Origin of the sequence: Streptomyces sp. NPDC008086, assembly GCF_042957325.1 — a bacterium.
Taxonomy (GTDB): Bacteria; Actinomycetota; Actinomycetes; order Streptomycetales; family Streptomycetaceae; genus Streptomyces.
Genome location: NZ_JBIBIA010000004.1, coordinates 309,064 through 333,682 on the forward strand (window position 1 = coordinate 309,064; position 24,619 = coordinate 333,682).

The 24,619-nt window shown below is 71.4% G+C and carries 22 protein-coding genes and 1 pseudogene; 10 read left to right on the forward strand and 13 right to left on the reverse strand.

All coding sequences use genetic code 11. From position 1 onward, the window contains the following. Positions 1–3: 3 nt before the first annotated feature. Positions 4–333 (reverse strand): winged helix-turn-helix transcriptional regulator, encoded by a 330-nt coding sequence (locus tag ACFZBP_RS15620; RefSeq protein WP_383454530.1) that lies wholly within the window; start codon positions 331–333, stop codon positions 4–6. A 179-nt stretch (positions 334–512) separates the two neighbouring features. Here ACFZBP_RS15620 and ACFZBP_RS15625 point away from each other — a divergent pair, with 179 nt between their 5' ends. Next, positions 513–1,403 carry an NAD(P)-binding domain-containing protein gene (locus ACFZBP_RS15625; protein WP_391413445.1) on the forward strand — a complete coding sequence of 297 codons (891 nt, stop codon included), beginning with the start codon at positions 513–515 and terminating at the stop codon, positions 1,401–1,403. Positions 1,404–1,443: 40 nt separating this feature from the next. Here ACFZBP_RS15625 and ACFZBP_RS15630 read toward each other — a convergent pair whose 3' ends face one another. From ACFZBP_RS15630 to ACFZBP_RS15650, 5 genes are all read right to left on the reverse strand, one after another. Next, on the reverse strand, positions 1,444–1,938 hold the full coding sequence (locus ACFZBP_RS15630) for a nucleotidyltransferase domain-containing protein (protein WP_391413447.1): 495 nt from the start codon (positions 1,936–1,938) through the stop codon (positions 1,444–1,446). A 12-nt stretch (positions 1,939–1,950) separates the two neighbouring features. Next, the gene (locus tag ACFZBP_RS15635; RefSeq protein WP_391413449.1) at positions 1,951–2,571 is read right to left on the reverse strand and encodes a hypothetical protein; all 621 of its coding nucleotides are present in this window, start codon (positions 2,569–2,571) and stop codon (positions 1,951–1,953) included. Further along, positions 2,568–3,884 (reverse strand): hypothetical protein, encoded by a 1,317-nt coding sequence (locus tag ACFZBP_RS15640; RefSeq protein ID WP_391413451.1) that lies wholly within the window; start codon positions 3,882–3,884, stop codon positions 2,568–2,570. Before ACFZBP_RS15640 ends, ACFZBP_RS15635 begins: the two co-directional genes overlap by 4 nt. After that, a complete protein-coding gene (locus ACFZBP_RS15645) occupies positions 3,878–4,627 on the reverse strand; it encodes an ATP-binding cassette domain-containing protein (RefSeq protein ID WP_383454516.1) in 750 nt (249 codons plus the stop codon). Before ACFZBP_RS15645 ends, ACFZBP_RS15640 begins: the two co-directional genes overlap by 7 nt. Before the next feature lie 73 nt (positions 4,628–4,700). After that, positions 4,701–5,126 carry a hypothetical protein gene (locus tag ACFZBP_RS15650; protein ID WP_383454513.1) on the reverse strand — a complete coding sequence of 142 codons (426 nt, stop codon included), beginning with the start codon at positions 5,124–5,126 and terminating at the stop codon, positions 4,701–4,703. Positions 5,127–5,335: 209 nt separating this feature from the next. On the opposite strand from ACFZBP_RS15650, the gene ACFZBP_RS15655 reads away from it, so the two are divergent. From ACFZBP_RS15655 to ACFZBP_RS15675, 5 genes and pseudogenes are all read left to right on the forward strand, one after another. Beyond that, entirely contained in the window at positions 5,336–6,217 is an 882-nt protein-coding gene (locus ACFZBP_RS15655; protein ID WP_391413454.1) for a serine hydrolase, read from the forward strand. 69 nt (positions 6,218–6,286) lie between these two features. Beyond that, positions 6,287–7,390 carry an esterase-like activity of phytase family protein gene (locus ACFZBP_RS15660; RefSeq protein ID WP_391413457.1) on the forward strand — a complete coding sequence of 368 codons (1,104 nt, stop codon included), beginning with the start codon at positions 6,287–6,289 and terminating at the stop codon, positions 7,388–7,390. Positions 7,391–7,450: 60 nt separating this feature from the next. After that, positions 7,451–11,232, forward strand: a pseudogene (locus tag ACFZBP_RS15665) (ABC transporter ATP-binding protein). A gap of 105 nt (positions 11,233–11,337) precedes the next feature. Beyond that, positions 11,338–11,730 (forward strand): hypothetical protein, encoded by a 393-nt coding sequence (locus ACFZBP_RS15670; RefSeq protein ID WP_391413459.1) that lies wholly within the window; start codon positions 11,338–11,340, stop codon positions 11,728–11,730. Positions 11,731–11,877: 147 nt separating this feature from the next. Beyond that, on the forward strand, positions 11,878–13,314 hold the full coding sequence (locus ACFZBP_RS15675) for a S28 family serine protease (protein WP_391413462.1): 1,437 nt from the start codon (positions 11,878–11,880) through the stop codon (positions 13,312–13,314). A 31-nt stretch (positions 13,315–13,345) separates the two neighbouring features. Here ACFZBP_RS15675 and ACFZBP_RS15680 read toward each other — a convergent pair whose 3' ends face one another. Further along, entirely contained in the window at positions 13,346–14,023 is a 678-nt protein-coding gene (locus tag ACFZBP_RS15680) for a hypothetical protein (RefSeq protein WP_391413464.1), read from the reverse strand. 175 nt (positions 14,024–14,198) lie between these two features. Next, positions 14,199–16,049, reverse strand: a complete 1,851-nt coding sequence (locus ACFZBP_RS15685; RefSeq protein WP_391413466.1) for a glycoside hydrolase family 3 N-terminal domain-containing protein — start codon at positions 16,047–16,049, stop codon at positions 14,199–14,201. Positions 16,050–16,630: 581 nt separating this feature from the next. Between ACFZBP_RS15685 and aroA the strand changes: the two genes are divergently transcribed. Together aroA and ACFZBP_RS15695 are read left to right on the forward strand one after the other, a co-directional pair. Further along, the gene (gene aroA / locus ACFZBP_RS15690; protein WP_391413468.1) at positions 16,631–17,869 is read left to right on the forward strand and encodes a 3-phosphoshikimate 1-carboxyvinyltransferase; all 1,239 of its coding nucleotides are present in this window, start codon (positions 16,631–16,633) and stop codon (positions 17,867–17,869) included. Between the two features lie 146 nt (positions 17,870–18,015). Next, positions 18,016–18,597, forward strand: coding sequence for an alpha/beta hydrolase (locus ACFZBP_RS15695; protein ID WP_391413470.1), 582 nt, complete (start codon positions 18,016–18,018; stop codon positions 18,595–18,597). A gap of 37 nt (positions 18,598–18,634) precedes the next feature. On the opposite strand, the gene ACFZBP_RS15700 is transcribed toward ACFZBP_RS15695, so the two are convergent. The 4 genes from ACFZBP_RS15700 to ACFZBP_RS15715 all read right to left on the reverse strand — a co-directional run bounded on the left by ACFZBP_RS15700 (position 18,635) and on the right by ACFZBP_RS15715 (position 22,495). Continuing rightward, positions 18,635–19,873, reverse strand: a complete 1,239-nt coding sequence (locus tag ACFZBP_RS15700; RefSeq protein ID WP_391413472.1) for an MFS transporter — start codon at positions 19,871–19,873, stop codon at positions 18,635–18,637. 150 nt (positions 19,874–20,023) lie between these two features. After that, positions 20,024–20,824, reverse strand: coding sequence for a TIM barrel protein (locus tag ACFZBP_RS15705; protein ID WP_391413474.1), 801 nt, complete (start codon positions 20,822–20,824; stop codon positions 20,024–20,026). Positions 20,825–20,883: 59 nt separating this feature from the next. Further along, a complete protein-coding gene (locus ACFZBP_RS15710) occupies positions 20,884–21,816 on the reverse strand; it encodes a GNAT family N-acetyltransferase (RefSeq protein ID WP_391413477.1) in 933 nt (310 codons plus the stop codon). A gap of 88 nt (positions 21,817–21,904) precedes the next feature. Further along, entirely contained in the window at positions 21,905–22,495 is a 591-nt protein-coding gene (locus ACFZBP_RS15715) for a dihydrofolate reductase family protein (RefSeq protein WP_383451546.1), read from the reverse strand. A gap of 291 nt (positions 22,496–22,786) precedes the next feature. On the opposite strand from ACFZBP_RS15715, the gene ACFZBP_RS15720 reads away from it, so the two are divergent. Beyond that, complete coding sequence (locus ACFZBP_RS15720; RefSeq protein ID WP_391413479.1) at positions 22,787–23,578, forward strand: DUF4389 domain-containing protein; 792 nt, start codon at positions 22,787–22,789, stop codon at positions 23,576–23,578. Between the two features lie 56 nt (positions 23,579–23,634). Here the strand turns inward: ACFZBP_RS15720 and ACFZBP_RS15725 are convergent, their stop codons facing one another. Next, complete coding sequence (locus ACFZBP_RS15725; RefSeq protein ID WP_391413481.1) at positions 23,635–24,048, reverse strand: MerR family transcriptional regulator; 414 nt, start codon at positions 24,046–24,048, stop codon at positions 23,635–23,637. On the opposite strand from ACFZBP_RS15725, the gene ACFZBP_RS15730 reads away from it, so the two are divergent. Then, positions 24,047–24,613 (forward strand): alpha/beta hydrolase, encoded by a 567-nt coding sequence (locus ACFZBP_RS15730; protein WP_391413483.1) that lies wholly within the window; start codon positions 24,047–24,049, stop codon positions 24,611–24,613. The genes ACFZBP_RS15725 and ACFZBP_RS15730 overlap by 2 nt on opposite strands. The last annotated feature ends 6 nt before the right edge of the window (positions 24,614–24,619 follow it).

A 24,619-nucleotide genomic window follows, 5' to 3' on the forward strand; every position in this document is an offset into this window, starting at 1 on the left:
CCCTCACCGGAGCCCCTCGAGACGCTCTATGTTGTCCTCGCCCCACTGCCCGAGCGGGACGAGTGCCGTGACGAGGGAGTGGCCGAAGTCGGTCAGGGAGTACTCCACCTTCGGTGGGACCTGGTGATGGACCTCGCGGTGTACCAGGCCGCTGGCCTCCAGTTCCCGTAGTTGCAGGATCAGCATCCGTTCACTGATGCCGGACACGGTCCGGCGCAACTCACCGAAGCGCAGTGGCCCTTCGCCGAGCCAGAACAGGATCAGCCCCTTCCATTTCCCTCCCATGACGTCGATGGCGGCGTCGAGCCCGCAGGTGTAGCTCCGCTTCGTCATCTGTCCTCCACTGACAAAAATGTGGGTACCCGACAAAATTGTAGGTACTTGCAGATGTGATGGCGCGCCCACAGCATGGAGCAGGCAGCGCATCCGGATGGCAGCAACTCGACGCCCGAAGCTCGTGTTTGACGTCATTTCAGGTGCTCAGAAGGATCCGTTCCAGGCAGGAGCAACATATGACCGGGCAGCACCGCACTCCCGTCACCGTCGTCGGGCTGGGCTCGATGGGCAGCGCGCTGGCCGAGGCGTTCATCGCCGCCGGGCACCCGACCACCGTCTGGAACAGGACACCCGGGAAGGCCGCGCCCCTAGTGTCCAAGGGGGCTGTTCACGCGCACACCGTGGCCGAGGCGGTGGCGGTGAGTCCGCTGGTCGTCGCCTGTCTCACCACGTTCGAGAACACCGTCGAGGCCCTCGAACCGGCCGCCGCCGGGCTCAAGGGGCGAGCCCTGGTGACCCTGAACAGCGGCTCACCGGCCGGGGCCCGGCAGATGGCCGAGTGGGCGCTCGGGCACGGAGCGCGCTACCTCGGGGGAGCGATCAAGAACGTGCCGTCGGCCGTGGGCGCCGAGGACACCCTCCTGTACTACGGCGGTGACATCGGCGTGTTCGAGGAGTTCGCCCCGACGCTGCGGGTCCTCGGCGGCGACACCGTCTATCTCGGTGCGGACCCCGACCTCGCCGCCCTGTACGAGATGGCGGTGGGCGGCACCCTGTTACCCGCGCTCGTCGGCTTCTTCCAGGGAGCTGCGGCCCTGCAGGCCCGGGGCCTCACGGCGGCCTCGATGGTTCGGTTCAGCGTCAAGTGGTTCGAAATGATCAACTCGGTACTGCCGGTCTTCGCCGAGGAGATCGACCGCGGCGACTACACCAGGCCCGCCTCCTCCGTGAACCTCTTCCTGGCAGGCACCGCCCACGACGAGGAACTCGGCAGGGAAGCGAACCTCGACATGGCCTGGCACAGGCCGTTCCACGATCTGCTCAAGCGTGCGGTCGAAGCCGGCCACGGTGACCACAGCATCTCCGCCCTGACGGAGATCCTCAGGAGCCCTGGACGGGCCGCGTAGCCCTGTGGCCCAGGAGGGGCCGCACAGCGCGGGGACGGGATCAGAAATGCGTGGCGATCCCGAACACGCGCCGCAGCTGAGCCATGTCATGCCGGTCGCGGTCCGCCGGCTCGTAGCCCTGGTGGAACTCGACCTGCTGTTCTGCCGACAGACACGGGACCGGCGTCCCGCCGATGCTGCCCGTCACGAACGCCGACGCGGGGTAGCGGAACGGACGTGACGGCTCCAGGGAGGCCTGGGTCGCGGAGCCGTCCTCGGCGAAGGCCAGGGGGTGCGCATCGATCTCGCGGCCGTCCGGAGCCCCCATCACGAAGCGGACCGGGCGCCAGTCGAGGGTCTCCACGAAGCCCGCCTCCGCGAGGGCCGACAGCACCGCGGGCTCCTGCTCCTGGCGGTGCATCAGGTCAAGGTCCCGATGCTCGCGGGTCTGCTCGCCGATCAGGGCGTCGATGCCCCAGCCGCCCCCGATCCAGACCGCGACCTGCGCCTGCCGGAGCACGGAGAGGATGGCCAGTACGCCGTCAGCAGGCATCATGCGCACAGGCTTTCATGACCCGTCCGCCAAGGTCGCCCAACGCCGCGGAAAGTCCCCCCGCGCCGTCAGGTACAGGCCGATCGACAGGAGCACGGCGGATCCGGCCCAGGAGAGGGGGTCGGAGGGGAGTGCCGCGGGCCATGCCCACCAATGGGCCGTCTGCTCGGGGCCGTAGCCGAAGACCGACACGACCAGCGCGAGCAGCGTCGGGATCACCGTGGAGGCGTGGTTGCCGAGGGCCGCTCTGCCGATCAGGGCGAGCCCGGTGTAGAAGGCCAGGTTGCGGACGGCCGACTCGGCCGCGAACGCGTCGGGGCCGCTGATCCAGCCCGCCATGACGGGGGTCGCCACGGCCGCGGAGGCCGCCACCACCGCGACGGCGAGAAGGGAGTCGAGGGCGGCGACCCGGCGTAGCGCTGTTCGCTCGACGGGGGTGGGTGTGCCGTAGCACGCGTTGAGGGCGATGGCCGGTGCCAAGGGGGCGAACAGGATGAACGGGACGTCCGCCGAGGTGGCTCCGCCCAGTTGGGGCAGCGGCAGGCGGCTGTTGCCCAGGGCGAAGGCCGCCGCCCAGAAGCCGACGGTGACGAGCGTGAGCAGGGTCGTGCGCCGTGTGTGGATCCACCAGGTCATCGCGGCATGCACCGCGCCTGGCCGAGGGTGTCCTGGAACCAGGTCCTCTGGTCGGCCGCGCTGGTGCCGAGGACACGACCGACCGGCGCCCAGATCCGTGGATCGGTGCCGTCCCGGGCCTCCTGCTGACTCCGACCTGCCCGCACCGACAGCCAGACGCCGAGCTGGTCCTGGGAGTCGAACGCCCGCTGTGCGGCGGTGGCCGGATCCGCCGGGCAGTCTCCGCGGGTGTCACCGTGCGGGGCGTCGACGAGGATCACCGCGAGGTCGGAGGTCAGGCTGGTCAGCAGGTCCTGGTCGGTGAACGCGGGATCCTGCCGCACGGTCATCGTCCACTGCCTGGGCCCGGGGCGATGGCCGCTCTCGGTGACGACGTCGGGTGCACTCACTCCGACGGCGCGCAGGCGTTCGACCGCCGTGCTCACGGTGCGGGCCGTCCCGGTCAGACGGGAGGCGTGCTCGGGCCAGACGCACACCCGGGTGCCCCGAGGGTCGGCGCAGACCAGATCGGACACCGGGCGGGCCTCGATCGCGTCGGGGCCGAGTCGGTCCACCAGCCTGACACCCGTGGCGGTGGTGGCCGTGGCGGCGACCACGGCCAGGGCGGCACCCCAGTAGGGGACGGCCCGGGGCAGGCTGCCGCGCCGGGGCGTACGCCGGGAGAGGGCCGCGGCGGCGACAGCCAGCGCGGCCAGGCCGACGGCCACGAGCGTGGGTGCAGTGACGGCCCCCGGGTAGACCGCGGAGTTGTTCGAGCAGCAGCCGAAGGCCGGCTGGGTCAGGTGGCGCAGCCACAGGGGCTCCAGCGCCGGCGGGTACACGTTCCACAGGTAGTCACCGACCAGGATCACCGGGACGGCGGCCACGGCGGGCAGCCACATGCCGACGGCGTAGCCGAGGGCGATGTGGGCGCACAGGACCACGCACGCCGCGGCGATGATCCGGGCATCCGGCCACCCCGGAGCCGACTCCATCTGCAGGCGGACCACGGCGAGTGCCGCCGCGAGGGCGAGGAGGCCCAGCAGCACGACCGGTACGAGGGCCGCCGCGGCGATCTGCCACCCGTTGCGGGTCGGGGTGCCCTCACCGACCTTGGCGCGGCGGAGCCTTCCGGCCTCCCAGGCGGCACAGGCCGCGGTGACCGGGGCGATGAAGATCATGGCGGAGACGGCCTTGGCGGTGGCCGCCGTCCAGTAGCCGTCCAGGTCCCCGGCGACGTAGTTCGAGGTGACGTAGATGGCGACGATACAGAGCAGCACGGGAGCGGCGGGAACGGCCGCGTTCGCGCGCGGGTGCAGACGGAACATCACCACGCCTCGCCTCCGCCGAGAACCGCCGTGTAGGCGCCGTCCGCGACGCGGCCAGACGCGGTGTCCCGCGGGGCGAGGGCGTGGAACTCCTGGACGGTGCCGGTGAACCGGACCACGCCGTCCGACAGGACGACGACATGGTCGTAGACCTCGGAGAGGTCCTCGGTCTGGTGGGTGGAGACGACGATGTCGGCACTTCCGGCGAGTTCCTCGACGACCTTGCGGAACGTGCTCCGCTGCGCGGGGTCGAGGCCCGCCGTCGGTTCGTCCATCAGCACGAGCCGGGAGGAGTGCACCAGCGTCTGGGCCACGCCGACCCGGCGCAGCTGGCCACCGGACAACGACGACGCCTGTTGGTCCGCCTTCTTGGCGAGTCCCACACGGTCGAGCGCCGCCAGGGCTCCGTCCCACGCGTCCCGCCGGGACATACCCTTGAGCCACCCGGCATAGGCGACCTGCTCCCGGCACGTCATACCGGGGGCGGGGGTGATGTGCTGGGGCATCCACCCGACCTGGCGTCGGTACTCCCGCAGTTGGGAACGTACGGCGGGGTCGAGCCCCGCGAAGGAGACGGAGCCGGAGTGCGCCTTGAGCGCGGAGGCGGCCAGCGCCAGCAGCGTGGTCTTGCCCGCCCCGTTGGGCCCGAGCAGCACGGTGCGGCCCGGGGGGAAGGCGAAGCTGAGTCTGTCGAGGACGACCGGGCCCCGACGGTACTGGTAGGTGCAGGTGACGAACTCGACAGACACAGCCCACGGCCTTCTTACAAGGAATGACGACGTTTCAGTGTGGTGCTCGTGATGCTCGTAGCGCCTGCGGTGCTCAGTATCGGACCGAGACCGAGTCCACCTTCAGGTAGTAGCCCGACGAGCTGTCCTGGATCTTCGTCACGGTGAAGTGGTAGTCGCCCTTCGGCTGGTCGCCGAAGGCGTGGGAGGCGGAGCTGCTGCAGTGGAACGTGTAGCGGCCCCGGTCCTCGTCGGGCTGGACGATCGAGGTCTCGCGGGTCAGCTGGAGCTGGGTGTTGCTGACCGCGGGGCCCAGTCCGCCGTTGCTGCAACCGCTCAGGGATATGGAGGTGCTGACGCTGTCGTTGTTGTTGTCCGTCCACGTACGGGAGTCGAAGCCCGTGCGCACTCCGTTCATGCTGGAACTCCAGCTCCCTTCGGCGTGCGCCGGAATCGCACTGGCGAGCACCGCGGCCGAGGCGCATCCCGTGACGGCCGCGATCATCCTCTGTCTGCGCATGGAACGTCCCCTCCGATTTACCTGCATCTGACGTGATCACGCCAGTCTGGTCGAGGTGACGCTATGTCGGACGATCTTGTCATTGGGTGTACGGCAAGGGAATTGATCATGAAGTCGTCGTGCAGGGCCATGCGTGCCGTGACCGTTTCGGTGTGTAAAAGGGTCCACGTGCGTACAACCTTTCCCTTGGGCTCGCGAGTCAACAGGGCATGACTCAAGGGGTATCGAGAGCGAAATCAAGAGGCGTTTCCGGACGTGCGAGAGCAGTCCTCGCGACAGGTGTCGTGGCCGGGGTGTTCATACCGTGTGTCGCGGCCGCCACCCCCGCCGTCGCGGCCACCGCACCCACCGTCAGCTGTACGTCCGCCAAAGCCGGCCTCGCCGCCAAGCTGAAGAAGGACATCACCGCCGCGCTGGCCAACCGCAAGGGGACCATCGCGGTCGGCCTCTACGACCGGTCCACCAACACCACCTGCGCGCTCAGGGCTTCCAGCGCCTACGACTCCGCCAGCGTCGTCAAGGTGACCGTGCTCGCCGCGCTGCTGTGGGACGCGAAGAAGCACAACCGGTATCTCACCGACCGTGAGGTGTCCCTCGCGAAGGCGATGATCACCAAGTCGGACAACGCCGCGACCAGCACGCTCTGGAAGCAGCTCGGGCTGACGAAGATCAAGGGGTTCCTCGGTGCCGCCGGCATGACCCAGACCAAGCCCGGCGCGAACGGCTACTGGGGACTGACCCAGATCACCGTCACCGACGAGCAGAAGCTGCTGAAGCTGATCACGGCCAAGAACGCGATACTCAGCGACAACTCCCGCGCCTACATCCTGAAGCTGATGGGCCAGGTCGTCTCCTCGCAGCGCTGGGGCACCCCGTACGGCGTGCCGTCCGGCGTCACCGTCGCCGTCAAGAACGGCTGGCTGCAGCGTGCCACCCAGGGCTGGCGGGTGCACAGCGTCGGCGCCTTCAAGGGGCGCGGGCACGACTACGTGATGACTGTGCTGACCCATGGCAACAGCACCATGAACTACGGCGTCACGACCATCCAGGGCGTCGCCAAGGTCATCCACAAGGACCTGGCCGCGAGCTGAGCCTCACGCGAGCCGAGCCTTAACTGGGCGGCCCACCTCGCGTCACCCACCCGTCCTACGGTGACCCCCATGCGCCTGAGAACCGTACTCGCCACCGCCACCGCGAGCCTGGCGGCGGCCGCGTGCCTGACCGCCGCCGGCCCGGCGAACGCCGACGTCCACGCCGCCACCGTCACCCCCACCGTCCCCGCCAACACGCCGGGCAGCCACGCCTGTTCGCCCGCCGTCTCCATCGACCGCTTCTCCGACGCGCTCGACAAGACGACGTACGACGGCACCTTCGTCGGTAACTTCTCCGCCCTCGCCGTGGACCGGGACGGCTCGCTCGCGGCCGTCTCCGACCGCTCGGCCCTGTTCAACCTGGACAGGAGGACGCTCGCGCCCCGGGCCGTCGTCCCGCTCGCCGACGAGAGCGGCGCCGCCCTCGACTCCGAGGGCCTCGTCGTCGACCGGGACGGCAGCCGGCTGGTCTCCTCCGAGACCGAGCCCTCCGTACGCCGCTACTCCCGCGACGGCAGGATCCTCGACCGCCTCCCCGTGCCGGACGCCCTGAAGGTCGCCCCGGCCGGCCGCGCCGTCTCCAACGGCACCTTCGAGGGCCTGACCCTGCTGCCCGGCGGCCGCACCCTGCTCGCGTCGATGGAGTACGCGCTCGCCGGGGACAGCTCCGGCATCGTCCGCTTCCAGACCTGGCGCGAGACCAAGGGCGGGCACTTCCGGCTCTCCCGCCAGTACGCCTACCGCACCGACGCCGGCCTCGGCGTCCCCGAGGTCCAGGCGACCCCCGACGGCCGCCTCCTCGTCCTGGAACGCGGCTTCACCGCGGGCGTCGGCAACACCGTCCGCCTCTACCTCGCCGACCCGCGCCGCGCCACGGACACGAGCGGTGTCGAGAACCTCACCGGGCAGGACGGCGTACGGCTGGTCAGGAAGACGCTGCTCGCCGACATCGTGAACTGCCCGTCACGGGGAGCGACCGCCAAGCAGCCCCAGCCGAACCCGCTGCTCGACAACATCGAGGGCATGGTGATCACGGGCCGTGCGGGCGACCGCCTGAAGGTGCTGCTGGTCAGCGACGACAACCAGAACGCCGCACAGACGACACGGTTCTATTACTTGCGGGTAAGGACAACGAAAGCGGCCGAACCCGCGGAGCGCATTGCGGCGGGATGAAATCAGGGCTCACCGGCGTTGGTGCCTTCCGGTAGATCAGGACGAACGGAGGGCACCCGCGTGGCAGCGCATCAGGGGGAGACCAAGGGCTGGGCGCGCAGACTGGCCGGGTATGCGTGGCGCTACCCCAAGGACGTCGTCCTGGCCCTGGGCTCCTCGCCGGTATGGCCGTCATGGCCGTCGTACCGCTGATCACCAAGGTGATCATCGACGACGTGATCGGCGACCACACCCGAGGCATGGCCCTCTGGGCCGGCCTGCTCATCGCCGCCGCGCTCGCCGTGTACGTCCTGACCTACATCCGCCGCTACTACGGCGGCCGCCTCGCCCTCGACGTCCAGCACGACCTGCGCACCGACATGTTCGGGACGATCACCCGGCTCGACGGGCGGCGGCAGGACGAGCTGTCCACCGGGCAGGTCGTCGGGCGGGCCACCAGCGACCTCCAGCTGATCCAGGGCCTGCTCTTCATGCTCCCGATGACCATCGGGAACTTCGCGCTCTTCCTGATATCCCTGGTCGTCATGGCGTGGCTGTCCCTGCCGCTCACGCTGGTCGCCCTCGCGGTCGCCCCCGCCCTGTGGTGGATCGCCAAGCGCAGCCGGACCAAGCTGCACCCCTCCACCTGGTACGCCCAGGCCCAGGCCGCCGCCGTCGCGGGCGTGGTCGACGGAGCCGTCAGCGGCGTACGCGTGGTGAAGGGCTTCGGGCAGGAGGAGCAGGAGACCGGGAAGCTCAGGGACGTCAGCCGGCGGCTCTTCGCGGGGCGGCTGCGCACCATCCGGTTCAACTCGAAGTACACCCCGGCCCTGCAGGCGGTCCCGGCGCTCGGCCAGGTCGCCATGCTCGCGGTCGGCGGCTGGCTGGCGGTGCGCGGGAACATCACGCTGGGTACGTTCGTCGCCTTCTCGACCTACCTCGCCCAGCTGGTCGGCCCGGTGCGCATGCTCGCCATGGTCCTCACCGTCGGGCAGCAGGCCCGGGCGGGCACCGAGCGCGTCCTGGAGCTGATCGACACCGAGCCGTCGATCAAGGAGGGCACCAAGACGCTGCCCGCCGACGCGCCCGCGACCGTCGAGTTCGACGACGTGTCCTTCGGCTACGACGACTCCTCCGGCCCCGTCCTCGACGGCCTCAGCTTCGAGATCCGCCCCGGTGAGACCCTCGCCGTCGTCGGCTCCTCCGGCTCCGGCAAGTCCACCGTCTCCCTCCTCCTCCCGCGCTTCTACGACGTCACCCGCGGCGCCGTCCTCGTCGGCGGCCACGACGTCCGCGAGCTGACCTACGACTCGCTGCGGGCCGCGATCGGGCTGGTGCCGGAGGACTCCTTCCTCTTCTCGGACACGGTCCGCAACAACATCGCGTACGGCCGCCCCGACGCCACCGACGAGGAGATCCGCGCGGCCGCCCGCGCGGCCCAGGCGGACCGGTTCATCGCCGAGCTGCCCGACGGCTACGACACCACGGTCGGCGAACACGGCCTGACCCTCTCCGGCGGCCAGCGCCAGCGCGTGGCGCTCGCCCGCGCCATCCTCACCGACCCCCGGCTGCTCGTCCTCGACGACGCGACCTCGGCGGTGGACGCCCGCGTCGAGCACGAGATCCACGAGGCGCTGAAGCACGTCATGGAGGGCCGGACGACGCTGCTGATCGCGCACCGGCGCTCCACCCTCAACCTCGCCGACCGCATCGCCGTCCTCGACGCCGGCCGCCTCGCCGACATCGGCACCCACGAGGAACTCCAGCAGCGGTCCGCCCTCTACCGTCGCCTCCTCACCGACCCCGACGAACTCGGCGGCGTCTCACCCGGCCACGCCCAGCCCGTCTGCCCCCAGGAGGACACCTCCGTACGCGACGAACTGGACGCCGAGTTCGACGCCGAACGCGGGGTGACGCCGAGGCTGTGGACCGGCGACCGCGAACGCAAGGACCCGGCGCTGACGGAGTCCCCGGCCACCCCCGAGCTGCTCGCCCAGGTGGAGGCGCTGCCGCCGGCGACCGACACCCCCGACATCGACGAGGCCAAGGCGGTCCGGCCGGAGGAGTCGTACGGCCTGAAGCGGCTGCTGCGAGGCTTCGGGCCGCCGCTCCTGATCAGCCTCGGCCTGGTCGCCATGGACGCCGGCATGGGCCTGCTCCTCCCCGTCCTGATCCGGCACGGCATCGACTCCGGCGTCACCCAGGTGGCCCTCGGCGCGGTCTGGGCGGCCTCCCTGCTGGCGCTGCTCGCGGTCACCGTCCAGTGGGTGGCGCAGATCGGCGAGACGCGGATGACCGGGCGCACCGGCGAGCGCGTCCTGTACTCCCTGCGGCTGAAGATCTTCGCCCAGCTCCAGCGGCTCGGACTCGACTACTACGAGCGGGAGTTGACCGGCCGGATCATGACCCGGATGACGACGGACGTCGACGCGCTGTCGACGTTCCTCCAGACGGGCCTGGTCACCGCGTTCGTCTCCGTCGTCACCTTCTTCGGCATCATGGTCGCCCTGCTGGTCCTCGACCTCCAGCTCGCGCTCGTCGTCTTCGCCACGCTGCCGCCGCTGATCGTCGGGACCTACTTCTTCCGCCGGGCGAGCGTGAAGGCGTACGAACTCGCCCGTGAGCGCGTGTCGTTGGTCAACGCCGACCTCCAGGAGTCGGTGTCCGGGCTGCGGATCGTGCAGGCCTTCCGGCGCGAGCGGGACGGCGGCGCGCGGTTCGCCGAGCGCAGCGACAGCTACCGGCAGGCCCGCATCCGGGGCCAGTGGCTGATCTCGGTCTACTTCCCGTTCGTGCAGTTCCTGTCGTCGGGGGCCGCGGCGGCGGTGCTGATCGTGGGCGGCGCCCGGATCGAGGCCGCGACGCTGACGACCGGCGCGCTGGTGGCGTACCTGCTCTACATCGACCTGTTCTTCGCCCCGGTCCAGCAGCTCTCCCAGGTCTTCGACGGCTACCAGCAGGCCACGGTCTCGCTCGGCCGCATCCAGGAGCTCCTGCGGGAGCCGACCTCGACGAAGGCGGCCGAGGAGCCGCTGGAGGTGCTGTCGCTGCGCGGCGAGGTCGCGTTCGAGGACGTGCATTTCACGTACGGGGCGGACGAGGAGGCGCTGAGCAGCGTCGACCTGCGCATCCCGGCCGGGCAGACGGTCGCGTTCGTCGGTGAGACGGGGGCGGGCAAGTCGACCCTGGTCAAGCTGGTGGCGCGCTTCTACGACCCGACCGGCGGCCGGGTGACCGTCGACGGCACGGACCTGCGTGCCCTGGACATCACGTCGTACCGGCACCGCCTCGGGGTCGTCCCGCAGGAGGCGTACCTCTTCCAGGGCACCGTCCGTGACGCCATCGCCTACGGCCGGCCGGACGCCACCGACGCGGACGTGGAGGCGGCGGCCCGCGCGGTCGGCGCCCACGAGATGATCGCCACCCTCGACGGCGGCTACCTCCACGAGGTCGCCGAACGCGGCCGCAACCTCTCCGCCGGCCAGCGCCAGCTGATCGCCCTCGCCCGCGCCGAACTGGTCGACCCCGACATCCTGCTCCTCGACGAGGCGACCGCCGCCCTGGACCTGGCCACGGAGGCCCAGGTCAACCAGGCCACGGACCGCGTCGCCGGCCGCCGCACGGCCCTCCCGTCGCCCGACCACCACCCCTCGTCGAGCGCTTGCGCGCGCACCACCTTGATTGTCGCCCACCGCCTGACCACGGCCGCCCGCGCGGACCGCGTCGTGGTGATGGATCACGGGCGGGTCGCCGAGGACGGCACGCACGAGGAGTTGCTGGCGCGGGGCGGGCGGTACGCCGAGTTGTGGCGGACCTTCGTGGGGGAGACCGAGCCGGAAGAGCCCGCTCAGGTGGCCGGGTAGGGGCGGTGCGGGCGGGACGGGCGGGGCCGGTGTGCAACCATCCGGCCTACGTCGTGCGTCCGTACACCAGTACGCTCATCGCCGGTGTACGGGGAGGACAACCAAGTGGACAGTGGTGCGATACGCCGACGGCTGGCCGTCGGTCTTGCGGTGCTGACCGCGGCCGGACTGATCGCGGTCGCGGCCCCGACGCAGGCGCAGGCAGCGGCCGCCACGCGCTGCGAGGGCCGCAAGGTCAAGACGTACCCGTTCTCCACCGGCACCCTGTACGTCTACAAGAAGCGCGGCCACGTCTGCGCCATCGTCCTGCCCAGGCGCCCAGGGCGGCAGCAGGCGATGAAGGTCAGCGTGCAGGCGTTCCGGGCCAAGCCGGTGACCGACGAGGGCCTGTACACCCGCCGGGCCGGTCCGGTGACCGTCCATGCCGGGCAGCGGTGCGTGTGGGTGACGGGCCGGGTGGGGAGCGGGTCGGTCAGCAAGGGCTGGATCCTGTGCTGACGCTGGCGCTGATGCCGACCGGCTGATTCGCGCTTCTGCCGGGCCTCCGCCCCGCCTCCGCTTCCGGGAATTCTCCATCTCCCCTGGTGTGTCGGGGAGTTGCTCCGATAGCTTCCGCACGCACATCTGACTCACAAGGGAGGGTGCATGCGGAAGGCGCTCAGATGGCTGCTGGCGCTCGGCGTGCTGATCGGCACGTTGGGCACGGCGGGCACCGCGGGGGCGGCCACCACCGCCCGGTCGGCGGCCACCACCACCGACATCAAGGACCGGCTGCTCTCCATACCGGGGATGAGCCTGATCGAGGAGAAGCCGTACACCGGCTACCGCTTCTTCGTGCTCAACTACACCCAGCCGGTCGACCACCGGCATCCGACCAAGGGAACGTTCCAGCAGCGGATCACCGTGCTGCACAAGGACGTCAGCCGGCCGACGGTCTTCTACACCGGCGGCTACGGCGTCTCCACGACACCCAGCCGCCGCGAGCCGACCCAGATCGTCGACGGCAACCAGATATCCATGGAGTACCGCTTCTTCACCCCGTCCCGGCCCGACCCGGCCGACTGGACCAAGCTGGACATCTGGCAGGCGGCCAGCGACCAGCACCGTATCTTCCGGGCGCTGAAGAAGGTCTACGACCGGAACTGGATCTCCACGGGCGGCTCCAAGGGCGGCATGACCGCCACCTACTACGAGCGCTTCTACCCGCAGGACATGGACGGCGTCGTCGCCTACGTCGCCCCCAACGACGTCGTGAACCGCGAGGACTCCGCCTACGACCGCTTCTTCGCGGGCGTCGGCACCAAGGAGTGCCGCGACCGGCTGAACGCCGTACAGCGCGAGGCACTCGTGCGCCGCGAGCCGCTGGAGAAGAAGTACGCCGCGTTGGCCGCCGAGAACGGCTACACCTTCCGCACGGTCGGCAGCCTGGACAAGGCGTACGAGGCGGTCGTCCTGGACTACGTCTGGGGCTTCTGGCAGTACAACCTGCTCCAGAACTGCGCCGACGACACCCTGATCCCGCCGGACGCGAAGAACGCCACCGACGACCAGATCTGGACGTCCATCGACACGGTCTCCGGCTTCTCCTTCTACACGGACCAGGGCCTGGAGCCGTACACGCCGTACTACTACCAGGCGGCCACCCAGCTCGGCGCGCCGACGATCCACTTCCCGCACATCGAGAAGAAGTACCTGCGCTACGGCTACCAGCCCCCGCGGAACTTCGTCCCGCAGGACATTCCGACGAAGTTCCAGCCGCGGGCCATGCGCGACGTGGACACCTGGGTGCGGCACAACGCCCGCCACATGCTCTTCGTCTACGGGCAGAACGACCCGTGGGGCGCCGAGCCGTTCCGCCTCGGCAAGGGCGCGAAGGACTCGTACGTGTTCACCGCCCCCGGCGCCAACCACGGCGCCCGCGTGGACGGCCTGGTCGGCGACGAGAAGGCCCTCGCCACGGCCCGCATCCTGCAGTGGGCGGGCGTCCCGGCCGCCGCCGTGAACCGGGCGGAGCCGCTGGCGAGGTACGACGCGAAGCTGGACGTGCGCGACGTGGAGCGGGAGCCCACCCTGCGCCCGTGATCCCGGTGCCGCGCCCGGCCCCTGTGGGCCGTCACACGGGCCGGGCGCAGCCCACCGGCTCCTCGCCGCCCAACTGGACGTACAGGGCCGTCGACAGCGGGCACTTCGCCCGTTTGTCCACGGCCTTGGTCACCTTGTACTCGGGCCGCTGCTTCCCCTCGCCGTCGCACGACGTCTCGCGCACCTGGCCGTCGCCGGAGCTGTAGACGCAGTCGCCGACGATCGTGCGCGGGCCGCCTCCGCCGCCAGGGTCGCCGGGGTGGGGCGGGGCCAGGTTGCGCATACAGGCGTAGCCCTGCGGGATCGCGCCGTCGCCGTCCTCGTCGGAGGTCCGGCTCTGCTCGCTGATGTGCAGCACGAAGTCCGTGGTCCCCGGGCACACCGGCCCGTCGCCCACTGTGCCGTCGTGCCGGGACACGACCCGCGCCGCCGCCCGTTCACCGGTGCACGGCACCTCGGTGAAACTGGTCGTTCCGAAGGAACTGCACTCGTCGACCCCGAGGAACACCGCGCCGTACCCGGCGGGCCGCGTGGGCGACGTCGTCTGCCGATCGCTCTGCCCGACACCCGCGCCCGCGCCGGAACTCGCGCTCTCGCCTAGCCGCCCGTCCTCCTTGGCCGCCCCCGACGGACTCTGGCACCCCGTCACCAGCGCGGCGAGCAGCACCAGCAACGCACAGGCCACCCCCACCACATTCCGCTCACGCATCGCACTCCCCCCGGGTACCCCCGTCCAGCGTGACCCGCCGCGGCAGGCACACGCCAGACATGTGGGGTCCTTTGCGCCGGTTGGGGGTGAGTGCGCCCGTTGTGTGGCGTACGGGCGCTACGCCCAAAGAGCTAGGGCCTGTCCGCCGGACAGGCCCCCACTGTGCCGTGCGGTGCTAACCCCGCCCGTACGACAGCCCATGACCGACCGGATACAGCACGCGCGTCGGATCGTCCGCCCGCTGCACCGGCACCGGCAGCCTCCCGCGCGGTGCCACCCGTCCGGCGATCACCCGGGCGGCCGCGCGCAGCTCGACGTCGGTCCAGGAGTACGACGCCAAGCAGGCCCGGACGGTGGGCAGATGGGCCACGTCGTACGGGTTGCGCACGGCCACCGCCACCACCGGCCTGCCCGACGCGAGGAGCTGTTCGACCAGCGTCTTCTGGGTGCTGCTCGCGGTGACGTTGTACGTCCCGACCACCACCGCGTCCGCCGTCCGCGCCGCCTCGACGGCTCGGGCGACGGTGGCGGCGGAGGGCGAGGTGCCCGTCGACAGGGCGGTCGCCGTGAAGCCCAGCTCGGTGAGGGCGGCGGCGAGGACACCGGTCGGCGGGCCCGTCGTGCCGGACGGGGAGGCCGGGTCGGCGCCCACGACGAGGACCTTGGGATGGGTGCGCCGCGACAGTGGCAGCAATCGGCCGTCGTTGACCAGCAGGGTCGTCGTCCGCTCGGCGATACGGTCGGCGGCCGCGAGGTGGGACCGGGTGCCGACGTTGCGGTCGACGCCGCCCTGGCTGACGTACGGCTCCTCGAACAGCCGCAGCTTCGCCTTCAGCCGAAGGATGCGCAGGAGGGACTCGTCGAGCCGTGCCTCGGTGAGTTCCCCGTCCTGTACGGCCTTCAGGACCGCGTTCCAGGCGATGTCGAGGGACGGCGGGTTGAGGAGCTGGTCGACGCCGGCCTTGAGTGCCAGGACGGGGACGCGGTCGTCGCCGTACTTCGTGCGGACGCCCTCCATGCCGAGCGAGTCGGTCACCACCAGCCCGTCGTAGCCGAGTTCCTCGCGCAGGATGCCGGTGAGGATCGGGCGGGAGAGCGTGGCCGGGTCGCCGGAGTCGTCGAGGGCCGGGACCATGATGTGCGCGGTCATGATCGAGTCGATGCCGGCGCGGATCGCGGCCCGGAAGGGCGGTGCGTCCAGGCTCTCCCACTGCGCACGGGTGTGGGTGATGACCGGGAAGCCGTAGTGACTGTCGACGGCGGTGTCGCCGTGCCCGGGGAAGTGCTTGGCGGTGGCCGCGACCTGCCGGGCGTGCGGTGAGCGCTGGTATCCGGCCACCTCGGCGGCGACCAGCCCGGCGACGGCGTGCGGGTCGGCGCCGAAGGAGCGGACGCCGATGACCGGGTTGGCCGGGTTGACGTTCACGTCGGCCACGGGGGAGTAGTTCTGCCGGATGCCGAGCGCCCTGAGTTCCTGTCCGGCGATCCGGCCGAGGGTACGGGCGTCGGAGCGGGAGCCGCCGGCGCCGATGGCCATGGCGCCCGGGAACAGGGTGGCGGGCTCGCCGACGCGGCAGACGATGCCGTGTTCCTGGTCGGTGGAGATGAGGACGGGCAGGCCGCGCGGCTGGGTGAGGGAGGCCCCCTGGATGCCGTTGGACAGGTCGGCGATCTGGTGCGGGTCCCGGGTGTTGTGCGCCCACGTGAAGTAGATGATGCCGCCCACCCGGTACCTGGCGACCAGCTCGGCGGCCGTCCGGACGCCGATCTCCTTGAGGTTGGCGTCGATGTCGGCCTGGTCGGGGGTGGTGGCGGAGTGGCCGTAGACCCGCATGACGAAGAGCTGGCCGACCTTCTCGGGCAGGGTCATCCGGGCGATGAGGGCGCGGAGTTTCCTGTCGTCGGGGGCGGAGGCGTGCGCGGTGCCGCCGAGGGGGAGGGCGAGGGCGGTGGTGAGGCCGGTGGTGGCCGTGAGGACCGTACGTCTGGCGGGTCTCGCGGTGTTTCCTGGGCTGGTGTCGGGCACGTGCGCTCCTTCCGGAGGTGGTGCGCTGAAGGAAACTTCCGAGAAGTCACCAATAACCGGGAAGTTTCTGCCAGTCAAGGGAGTGCACCACAACCGAGGAGGGGCCGCCATCGGCGCAGTTGGAGGGGGGCGCGCCGATGACGGCGTGCTGCCGGCCGCGGTACGGCGGAGAGGGTTGGTCAGCTATCGCAGCCAGCAGCGAGGGCCGACACCGCACCACGGTGACTCTCCGGCAGCTCGGGGGTTGGACGGGCGGGGGTGGGGCTGGGTTCCCGGGGATGGCTGGAATCCGCGAAGTTGGTAGGGCGGGGGAGAGTGAGGTCGATGGGACCAACCGTTCCCTCGCCCCCGCCGCCCCTACCCGTCCCATCCCTGGGGGCTGCGCCCCCAAACCCCCCTGATCGGCCCTTCGGGCCTCGTCCTCAAACGCCGGACGGGCTGAAGGTCTCAGCCTCTCCGGCGCTTGAGGAGCGGGGTCTGGGGCGGAGCCCCAGAAGGATGGGACGGGTAGGGGCGGCGGGGGCGGGTCCAGTTTGTGGACGGGTGGGCGCGGCATCGCGGGGGCGGGTGATCATGGCGGTATGCCCGTAATCGACATCCCCGGTTCCAAGTCCATCACCGCCCGTGCCCTCTTCCTGGCGGCCGCGGCCGACGGGGTCACCACGCTCGTGCGGCCACTGCGCTCGGACGACACGGAGGGGTTCGCCGAGGGGCTGGCCCGGCTCGGCTACCGGGTCGGCCGGACGCCGGACACCTGGCAGGTCGACGGCCGCCCGCAGGGCCCCGCGGTGCCGGAGGCGGACGTCTACTGCCGCGACGGCGCGACGACGGCCCGTTTCCTGCCCACACTGGCGGCCGCAGGCCACGGCACATACCGCTTCGACGCCTCGCCCCAGATGCGCCGCCGCCCCCTGCTCCCACTGACCCGCGCCCTGCGCGACCTGGGCGTGGACCTGCGGCACGAGGACCAGGAGGGCCACCACCCGCTGACCGTGACGGCGGCCGGTGTGGCGGGCGGCGAGGTGACGCTGGACGCGGGCCAGTCCTCGCAGTACCTGACGGCCCTGCTGCTGCTCGGCCCGCTGACCCGCGAGGGCCTGCGCGTCACGGTCACCGACCTGGTCTCCGTGCCGTACGTCGAGATCACGATGGCGATGATGCGGGCGTTCGGGGTGGAGGTACGGCGGGAGGGGGACGTTTTCGTGGTGCCGCCGGGCGGCTACCGGGCCACGACCTACGCCGTCGAGCCCGACGCGTCCACCGCGAGCTACTTCTTCGCCGCGGCGGCCGTCACGGGCGGCGAGGTCACCGTCCCGGGCCTGGGCGAGGGCGCGCTCCAGGGCGACCTGGGCTTCGTCGACGTACTGCGGCGGATGGGCGCGGACGTGACGGTGGGCCGGGACGCGACAACGGTCCGGGGGACCGGCGAACTGCGGGGCGTCACCGTCAACATGCGCGACATCTCCGACACCATGCCGACCCTCGCCGCCATAGCGCCGTTCGCCTCCGGCCCGGTGCGGATCGAGGACGTGGCGAACACGCGGGTGAAGGAGTGCGACCGGCTGGAGGCGTGCGCGGAGAACCTGCGGCGGCTGGGGGTGGAGGTGGCCACCGGGCCGGACTGGATCGAGATCCGGCCGACGGCTGCCGACGGGCCGACAGGTGCTGAGATCAAGTCGTACGGCGACCACCGCGTCGTCATGTCCTTCGCGGTGACCGGGCTGCGGGTGCCGGGCATCTCCTTCGACGACCCCGGTTGCGTACGGAAGACCTTCCCCGGTTTCCACGAGGAGTTCGGGGCGCTGCGCGCACGGTTGTGAGCGGGGCTCGAGCCGCTGGAGCACCGGCGCGCAGCGGAGCCGGAGCGCCGGGAGCTGCTGGAGGCGCGGGTGGCCGGGCGCCGGGGCGTCGGACGACGGGCGGTAAGGCTGGACCGGCCCCGCGGTGATCGGAAACCATCGGGGCCATGACCGCCTACCTCATCCTGCACGGCTGGCAGAACCACCGCCCCGAGGGCCACTGGCAGCACTGGCTCGCCGGTCGGCTCACCGCGATCGGCCATCAGGTCGGATATCCGCAGCTGCCCGAGCCCGACGACCCCGAACTCGACGTATGGCTGGCGGAGTTGGCCCGGCACCTCGACGCGCTCGACGCCGGCGGGGAACGAGTCGTGGTCGCGCACAGCCTGTCGGCCGTGCTGTGGCTGCACGCGGCCGCGCGCGGGCTGCCCGGGCTCGACGCCGTGGACCGGGTGCTGTTGGTCGCCCCGCCGTCCGGTGCCGTACTCGCCCGGCACCCGGAGGTCGCCGGATTCGCCCCGCCGCCCCTGGAGTTCACCCTCCCCGGCCCGACCCGGCTGGTCGCGGGCGACGACGACCCGTACTGCGAGGAGGGCGCCGACACCCTGTACGGCACCCCGCTCGCGCTCCCGACCGACATCCTCCCCGGCGCCGCCCACCTCGACCTGGACGCCGGGTACGGGCCGTGGCCGGCCGTGCTGGGGTGGTGCCTGGATCCCACGGTGCCGCTGATGGCCCGTCCGGCGTGAGGCTGCCGTTCCGGGGTGCCCGGCCCCGCCGTGCCCCTCACCCCTCGTCCGGCGTGACCCTCCCGTCCCGTAGCTCCGGCGTACTCGTGCCCACCCAGGTCACCGCGAGCACGCACAGCAGGCCGCCCGTGATCAGGGCGGTCGGACCGGAGGTCCAGCCGGCGACCAGGCCGCCGCGGAGGTTGCCGAGGTGGGGGCCGGCCTGGCCGACGATCTGTTCGGCGGCCGTCACCCGGCCGAGCAGGGCGTCGGGGGTGCGGGTCTGGACGATCGTGCCGCGGGAGACGACCGAGAGGGCGTCGGCGGCGCCCGCCGCCATCAGCAGCGCGAACCCCAGCCACGGGTTGGTGGTCACGCCGAACAGGGCGAGCGCGGTCCCCCAGGTGCCCGCCCCGCACAGCATCACCAGGCCCGGTCGGCCCAGGCGGGTGACCGAACCCGACAGTGCCGTCGCCGTCATACCGCCCACCGCGACGGCCGACATGAACAGGCCGAGGGTGCGGGGGTTGCCGTCGAAGCGTTCGGCGTTGATCAGGGGGAAGAGGCTGGCCGGCATGGCGAGGACCGTCGCCGCGAGGTCGGTGACGAGCGCGCCGCGCACCACCCGGTGGCCGGCCAGGAAGCGCAGTCCGTCCAGGACGCCGTGCAGCCCGGCCCGCGACGGCTCGCCCTCCGGCGGCAGCGCGGGCAGGCCGAAGGCGCCGTAGAAGGCGAGACCGAAGCTCAGCGCGTCCAGCAGATAGCACAGGCCGATGCCGAACCAGCCGAGGAACAGCCCGCCCAGCGCCGGGCCGAGCAGCATCATCACCTGGCCGCTGGCGTGGTTGAGGGCCAGCCCGGCCGCCACCTGCTCCTTCGGCAGCAGCCGCGGCACGAACACGCCCGCCGCCGGACCGCCGACCGCGCCGAAGCAGGAACCGGCCGCCACCAGCGCGAGGACCCCGGCCACCGGCACGCCCCCGGTGAAGCCCTGCACCGCGAGCAGGGCCGCGCAGACCGCCTGCCCGACGGTGGTCACCAGGAAGATCCGCCGCCGGTCCCCGCGGTCCACCCACGACCCGGCGAACAGACCCACGCACACCAGGGGCAGCGCCTGGGCGAGCCCGACCGCACCGCTCCAGACCGGGCTGTGCGTCATGTCCCACACCTGGTACATGACGGTCACCAGGGTCATGAAGCCGCCGAGCACGGAGACCGTCCGCCCGATCAGCAGCCGCCGGAAGACCGGGGAGGTACGCAGCGGCCGTACGTCGATGAACGTACGGGCGAGGCTCATGAGGGCAGGACGGGGTGGGGGGCGGGACGGGGCTCGGGCACGAGGCGGGACGCTATACCGGGGGCTCCGACCGGGACCACCGAATTACGGGACTCGTGCGGCCGCCTCGCCGACCTGTCGCCCCTCCCCGCCCCCGGGTCCCCGCGACGCCTAGGCCGACTCGTTCAGCAGCCGCGACAGGTGCTCCGCGCCCGCGCCCAACAGCCCCTCCAGCGGCGCGGCCTCCTCGTACCAGCGCTTCTCGTACTCCCAGCACAGCCAGCCGTCCCAGCCGTGCCGGGAGAGGACCTCCACGCAGTCGGCGAGTGGCAGCACCCCGGCGCCCAGCGGCAGCGGTGTCGTGTCGTCGGCGGAGGCGATGTCCTTGACCTGGACGTAGCCGAGGAACGGGGCGAGCGCGGCGTAGCTCTCCGAGGGCTGTTCGCCGCCCAGCCAGGTGTGCATCACGTCCCACAGCGAGCCGACGTGGCGGTGCCCGACGAGGCCGAGGACACGGATCGCGTCGGCGGCGGTGCGGTGCGAGTCGTGGGTCTCCAGCAGGATCCGTACGCCCATGTCGGCGGCGTACTCGGCGGCCGTACCCAGCCGCTGCGCGGCGATGGCGTCCGCCCGCTGGGTGCTCTGCTCGGGGTCGGCGCCGGGGAAGACACGGACATAGGGCGCGCCCAGGTCGTGGGCGAGGTCGACGAGGGTGCGGATCTCCTCGATCACGGGCCCGTCGTCACCGGGCGCGGCGACCCGGGCGTACCCGGCGAGGCCCAGCAGCTCGATGCCGGCGGACTTGAACTCGGCCGCCACGTCGGCCCGTTCGGCGGGCCCGAGGCCCGGGTGGACCGGCTCCTCCGGGTGCGTGCGCAGTTCGACGCCGTGATAGCCGTGCGTGGTCGCGAGCCGCAGCACGTCGGGCAGAGGGAGACCGGGGACGCCGAGGGTGGAGAACGCCAGTTTCATGCCCCCCACCTTGCCAGGGAAACGCGGGTACGCCCATCCGGCAGGCACCCGGGCGGGACTCACTCCTGTGTGTCGTGCAGATCCAGGCGCCAGTCCTGGCCGTTCAGGTCCCTGCCGAAGGAACGGTGGGGCTTCTCGGCGGCCAGGACGAAGCCGTGCCGCTGGTAGATGCGGCGGGCGGCGGCCAGGACGTCGTTGGTCCACAGCACCAGGTCGCGGTAGCCGACGCCGCGGGCGAAGTCGACGACGGCCCCGACGAGCCGGTCGCCGATGCCGAGGCCGCGTGCGTCGGGCTCGACCAGCAGCAGCCGCAGCCGGGCCGTGCCGGGCGCCTCGTCCCGTACACACATCACGCAGCCCACCGGCCGGCCGTCCAGCTCGGCGATCCACACCCGCTCCAGATGCGGGTCGTGGTCCTCCGCGAAGTCCGCGACGATCCTCGCCACCAGCCCCTCGTAGTCGGCGTTGAAGCCGTACTCGGCGGCGTACAGCGCGGCGTTGCGCTGCACGATCCAGCCGAGGTCGCCGGGGCCGGGTTCGCGCAGCAGGACGTCCTCGCGGCGGGGCGGGCGGCCGTGGGACAGGATCGTACGGACCGTCGTCATCGCCTCGGCGAGGCGCGGGCGTTCGGCGGCCGGCACCGTCGACAGCAGTGAGCCGACCGATTCGGTGGCCCGCTCCTCCAGCAGCTTGCCGGTCTCCCTGCCGCGCGCGGTGAGCGTGACGCGCCGGCGCCGGGGGTCCTCCACGGAGGCCGTGCGCTCGATGAGCCCGTCCTGCTCGAACTTGTTCAGGATCCGGCTCAAGTACCCGGCGTCCAGCGAGAGTTCGGACCGCAGGTCGGCGGCGTCCGTACGCGGGGAGTGCGCGAGCTCGTACAGGACGCGGGACTCGGTGAGGGTGTACGGGGCGTAGAGGTGGCGGCTGTAGTCCAGGGCGCCGATGACGTTCGTGTAGAAGCGGTTGAAGGCGCGGATGTCGTGGACGGTCATGATCGTCGACCCCCGGATACTTGACTGAGATACTTGACTGAGTCAGAGATGCCGTCGGATCGAGCCTAGGACGCCCGCGCCCCCGCCGCTACCCCACCGGCCGGTACACGCACACCTGCGCGCCGGTCTTGGCGGAGGTCGTGGAGACCAGTTCCAGCGGACGCTTGCCGCCGTCGGCCGGGAAGATCGACTTGCCGCCGCCGAGCAGCACCGGCATCACGACGAGCTGGAGCTCGTCGACCAGTCCCTCCTGGATGAGGGTCCGTACGAGGGTCGGGCTGCCCATCATCGCCAGGTCGCCGCCCTCCGCCGCCCGCAGCTCCCGCACCCGGGCGACCGCTGCGGCGCCGGGGATGAGGCTGGTGTTGTGCCAGGTCAGGTCGGCTTCGGTGAGGGTGCTGGAGACGACGTACTTCTTGATCGAGTTCATCCGGTCGGCGAAGGGGTCCCCGGCCCGCTCCGGCCACGCCGCCGCCATCGTCTGCCAGGTGCGACGCCCGAACAGCAGCGCCTCCGCCTTTCGCATCCCCGCGTCGAAGGCCCCGCCGAGCACCTCCGCGTCGAAGTACGGGTGCGACCAGCCACCGTGCGCGAACCCGCCGTCGGTGTCCTCCTGGGGACCGCCGGGGGCCTGGACGACGCCGTCGAGGCTGATGAATTCGGTGATCGAGACGCGCATGGGATCCGCTCCTGTTGTTCCGCTGGGGCTCTGTCCGGTCCGGTCCGGGCGAGCCGGTGGTTGCGGCATGGAAGACCGGGGTGGGGCCCGGAAATCATCGGCGGGTCGAGTCAAGCCGCGGAACGGAGGATTCGGCAGGGGGAAGGAGGGCCCGCCTGCCGGTGCTCCAGGCAGTCCGGCTGGATGCCGGGTGCGCCGGCTACCTCCGTTCGGCGCCCCGCAAGGAGCGGGGGCTGCGGTGTCGCCGCAGCATGGTGGTGTCAGGCGAGAACGGCACGACTGGGAGTGGCCATGGCGACAGGTTGGGATCCTAGGGCCGCCACCGACCCCGAGGGCGGAGAGTGGCTGCCCGTCCTGGACATCCCCCCTGCCGCGCGGCAGCGGCGCTGGACCGTCCTGCTGCGCTGGCTGCTGCTCCTGCCGCAGTTCGTGGTGGTGTGCCTGCTCTCGATCGCGGCGTTCTTCGTGACCATCGTCGGATGGTTCGCCGCGCTGTTCACGGGGCGGCTGCCGGAGGGGATCTTCTCCTTCCTCGGCTCCGTCCTCGTCTACCGGACGCGGGTCGGCGTGAGTTCGATGCTGCTGGTCGACCGGTATCCGCCGTTCGCGTTCTCCGCACCCGACCACCCCGTGCAGATCGAACTGCGCGCCACGCCGCTGAACCGGCTCGCGGTGTTCTTCCGCCTGATCCTGATGATCCCGGCGGGCATCATCAACAACCTTGCGCAGGCCGGCTGGTTCGCGATCGGCTGGATCTTCTGGCTCATCGGCATCGTGCTGGGACGGCTGCCCGCCCCGGTCTTCGCCGCCACGGCCGCCGTCGCCCGCTACCAGATGCGCTTCACCGCCTACGCCACGATGCTGACCCCCGCCTACCCCAAACGGCTGTTCGGCGACGAGCCGGTTCCCCAGCAAGCGGTCCGCTCCGGCACCCGGCCCCTCCTCCTGGACACCACGGCCAAGGTCCTCGTCGTGCTGTTCCTGCTGCTGGGCGTGGGCGGCCATATCGCCAGCGGGGTCGTGGACTACGGCGACGACGAGAAGAACGACCGTACGGCGCCGGCCGCGGCGACTGCGGGCTGAGCGACGGTGCGGGTATGAGACCTCGTTGTCGCGGGCCCTGCCTCTGCAGGCACGCCTCAGCCAGCCGATATGAGCTCGCTCAATCGCTGCTGTGTCGCACGGAGTTCGACCTGTCTGGCGTTGAGGCGCCTGGCCAGGGAATCCAGCTCAGCCCGTAGATCCGGGCACATCTCCAGTGAAATGCCGTGATCTCCGGTGCGAGCGCAGTCGAGGTATCGCTGGATGGCCGAGGTTCCCAGTCCTGCGGAGATCATCGCCCTGATCTGCGCTACGCGGATGACGTCGGATTCGGAGTAGTCCCGGTACCCGCTGCTGTTGCGGGCCGGGACCAGGAGCCCCCGGTCCTCGTAGTGGCGTAGCGCTCGCGCGCTCACCCCGGTCAGCTCGGCGAGTTCGCTGATCAGCACCGTCGAATCCTCCTCATCGGCTTGACCTTCACGCTGACGTGAACCCATACCGTCCTGCGGCATGACACCTGGAACAACCCAGCGGCGCGCCTCGATCATCCACGGCTACGGCGCGACCCCCGAGGACCACTGGTTCGGCTGGCTGGCCGGGCAACTCCGAGCGGACGGCGTCCCGACCACGATCCCAGCCCTTCCGTCCCCACAAGCCCCGGACCCCGCACGGTGGGCGGACGCCGTACGCGCCGACCTGGGAACGCCCGACGAGCACTCGATCGTTGTCGCCCACAGCCTGGGCTGCCTCACCGTGCTGCGCCATCTGCGCTCCCTGCCGGGCCCCTGGCGCCTTGGCACCCTCGTGCTGGTGTCCGGCTTCGTCGACCAACTGCCCGCGCTCCCGGACCTGAACGCCTACATCGGAGACGGCTGTGACGTGACGGGACTCCGCAGCCACATCGATCGACTCACGATCATCCGGTCGGACGCGGACCCGTATGTACCGCCTGGCCACACCGACCGCCTCGCTGACCTGCTCGGAATCCCCGCACAGGTAATCCCCGGAGCGGGGCACTTCCTCGCTTCCGACGGCGTCACCTCGCTGCGCGAAGTCCGTGAGGCCATCGCGTGGTGATGGCCG

What these genes read in the sequence shown, in the direction of transcription:
- ACFZBP_RS15660 (WP_391413457.1), top strand. Translation starts at nt 6,287, where the DNA reads ATGCGCCTGAGAACCGTACTCGCCACCGCCACCGCGAGCCTGGCGGCG.
- ACFZBP_RS15625 (WP_391413445.1), top strand. Translation starts at nt 513, where the DNA reads ATGACCGGGCAGCACCGCACTCCCGTCACCGTCGTCGGGCTGGGCTCG.
- ACFZBP_RS15710 (WP_391413477.1), bottom strand. Translation starts at nt 21,816, where the DNA reads ATGACCGTCCACGACATCCGCGCCTTCAACCGCTTCTACACGAACGTC.
- ACFZBP_RS15715 (WP_383451546.1), bottom strand. Translation starts at nt 22,495, where the DNA reads ATGCGCGTCTCGATCACCGAATTCATCAGCCTCGACGGCGTCGTCCAG.
- ACFZBP_RS15720 (WP_391413479.1), top strand. Translation starts at nt 22,787, where the DNA reads ATGGCGACAGGTTGGGATCCTAGGGCCGCCACCGACCCCGAGGGCGGA.
- ACFZBP_RS15635 (WP_391413449.1), bottom strand. Translation starts at nt 2,571, where the DNA reads ATGACCTGGTGGATCCACACACGGCGCACGACCCTGCTCACGCTCGTC.
- ACFZBP_RS15650 (WP_383454513.1), bottom strand. Translation starts at nt 5,126, where the DNA reads ATGCGCAGACAGAGGATGATCGCGGCCGTCACGGGATGCGCCTCGGCC.
- ACFZBP_RS15675 (WP_391413462.1), top strand. Translation starts at nt 11,878, where the DNA reads ATGCGGAAGGCGCTCAGATGGCTGCTGGCGCTCGGCGTGCTGATCGGC.
- ACFZBP_RS15730 (WP_391413483.1), top strand. Translation starts at nt 24,047, where the DNA reads ATGACACCTGGAACAACCCAGCGGCGCGCCTCGATCATCCACGGCTAC.
- ACFZBP_RS15705 (WP_391413474.1), bottom strand. Translation starts at nt 20,824, where the DNA reads ATGAAACTGGCGTTCTCCACCCTCGGCGTCCCCGGTCTCCCTCTGCCC.
- aroA (WP_391413468.1), top strand. Translation starts at nt 16,631, where the DNA reads ATGCCCGTAATCGACATCCCCGGTTCCAAGTCCATCACCGCCCGTGCC.
- ACFZBP_RS15680 (WP_391413464.1), bottom strand. Translation starts at nt 14,023, where the DNA reads ATGCGTGAGCGGAATGTGGTGGGGGTGGCCTGTGCGTTGCTGGTGCTG.
- ACFZBP_RS15695 (WP_391413470.1), top strand. Translation starts at nt 18,016, where the DNA reads ATGACCGCCTACCTCATCCTGCACGGCTGGCAGAACCACCGCCCCGAG.
- ACFZBP_RS15725 (WP_391413481.1), bottom strand. Translation starts at nt 24,048, where the DNA reads ATGCCGCAGGACGGTATGGGTTCACGTCAGCGTGAAGGTCAAGCCGAT.
- ACFZBP_RS15700 (WP_391413472.1), bottom strand. Translation starts at nt 19,873, where the DNA reads ATGAGCCTCGCCCGTACGTTCATCGACGTACGGCCGCTGCGTACCTCC.
- ACFZBP_RS15630 (WP_391413447.1), bottom strand. Translation starts at nt 1,938, where the DNA reads ATGATGCCTGCTGACGGCGTACTGGCCATCCTCTCCGTGCTCCGGCAG.
- ACFZBP_RS15655 (WP_391413454.1), top strand. Translation starts at nt 5,336, where the DNA reads ATGACTCAAGGGGTATCGAGAGCGAAATCAAGAGGCGTTTCCGGACGT.
- ACFZBP_RS15620 (WP_383454530.1), bottom strand. Translation starts at nt 333, where the DNA reads ATGACGAAGCGGAGCTACACCTGCGGGCTCGACGCCGCCATCGACGTC.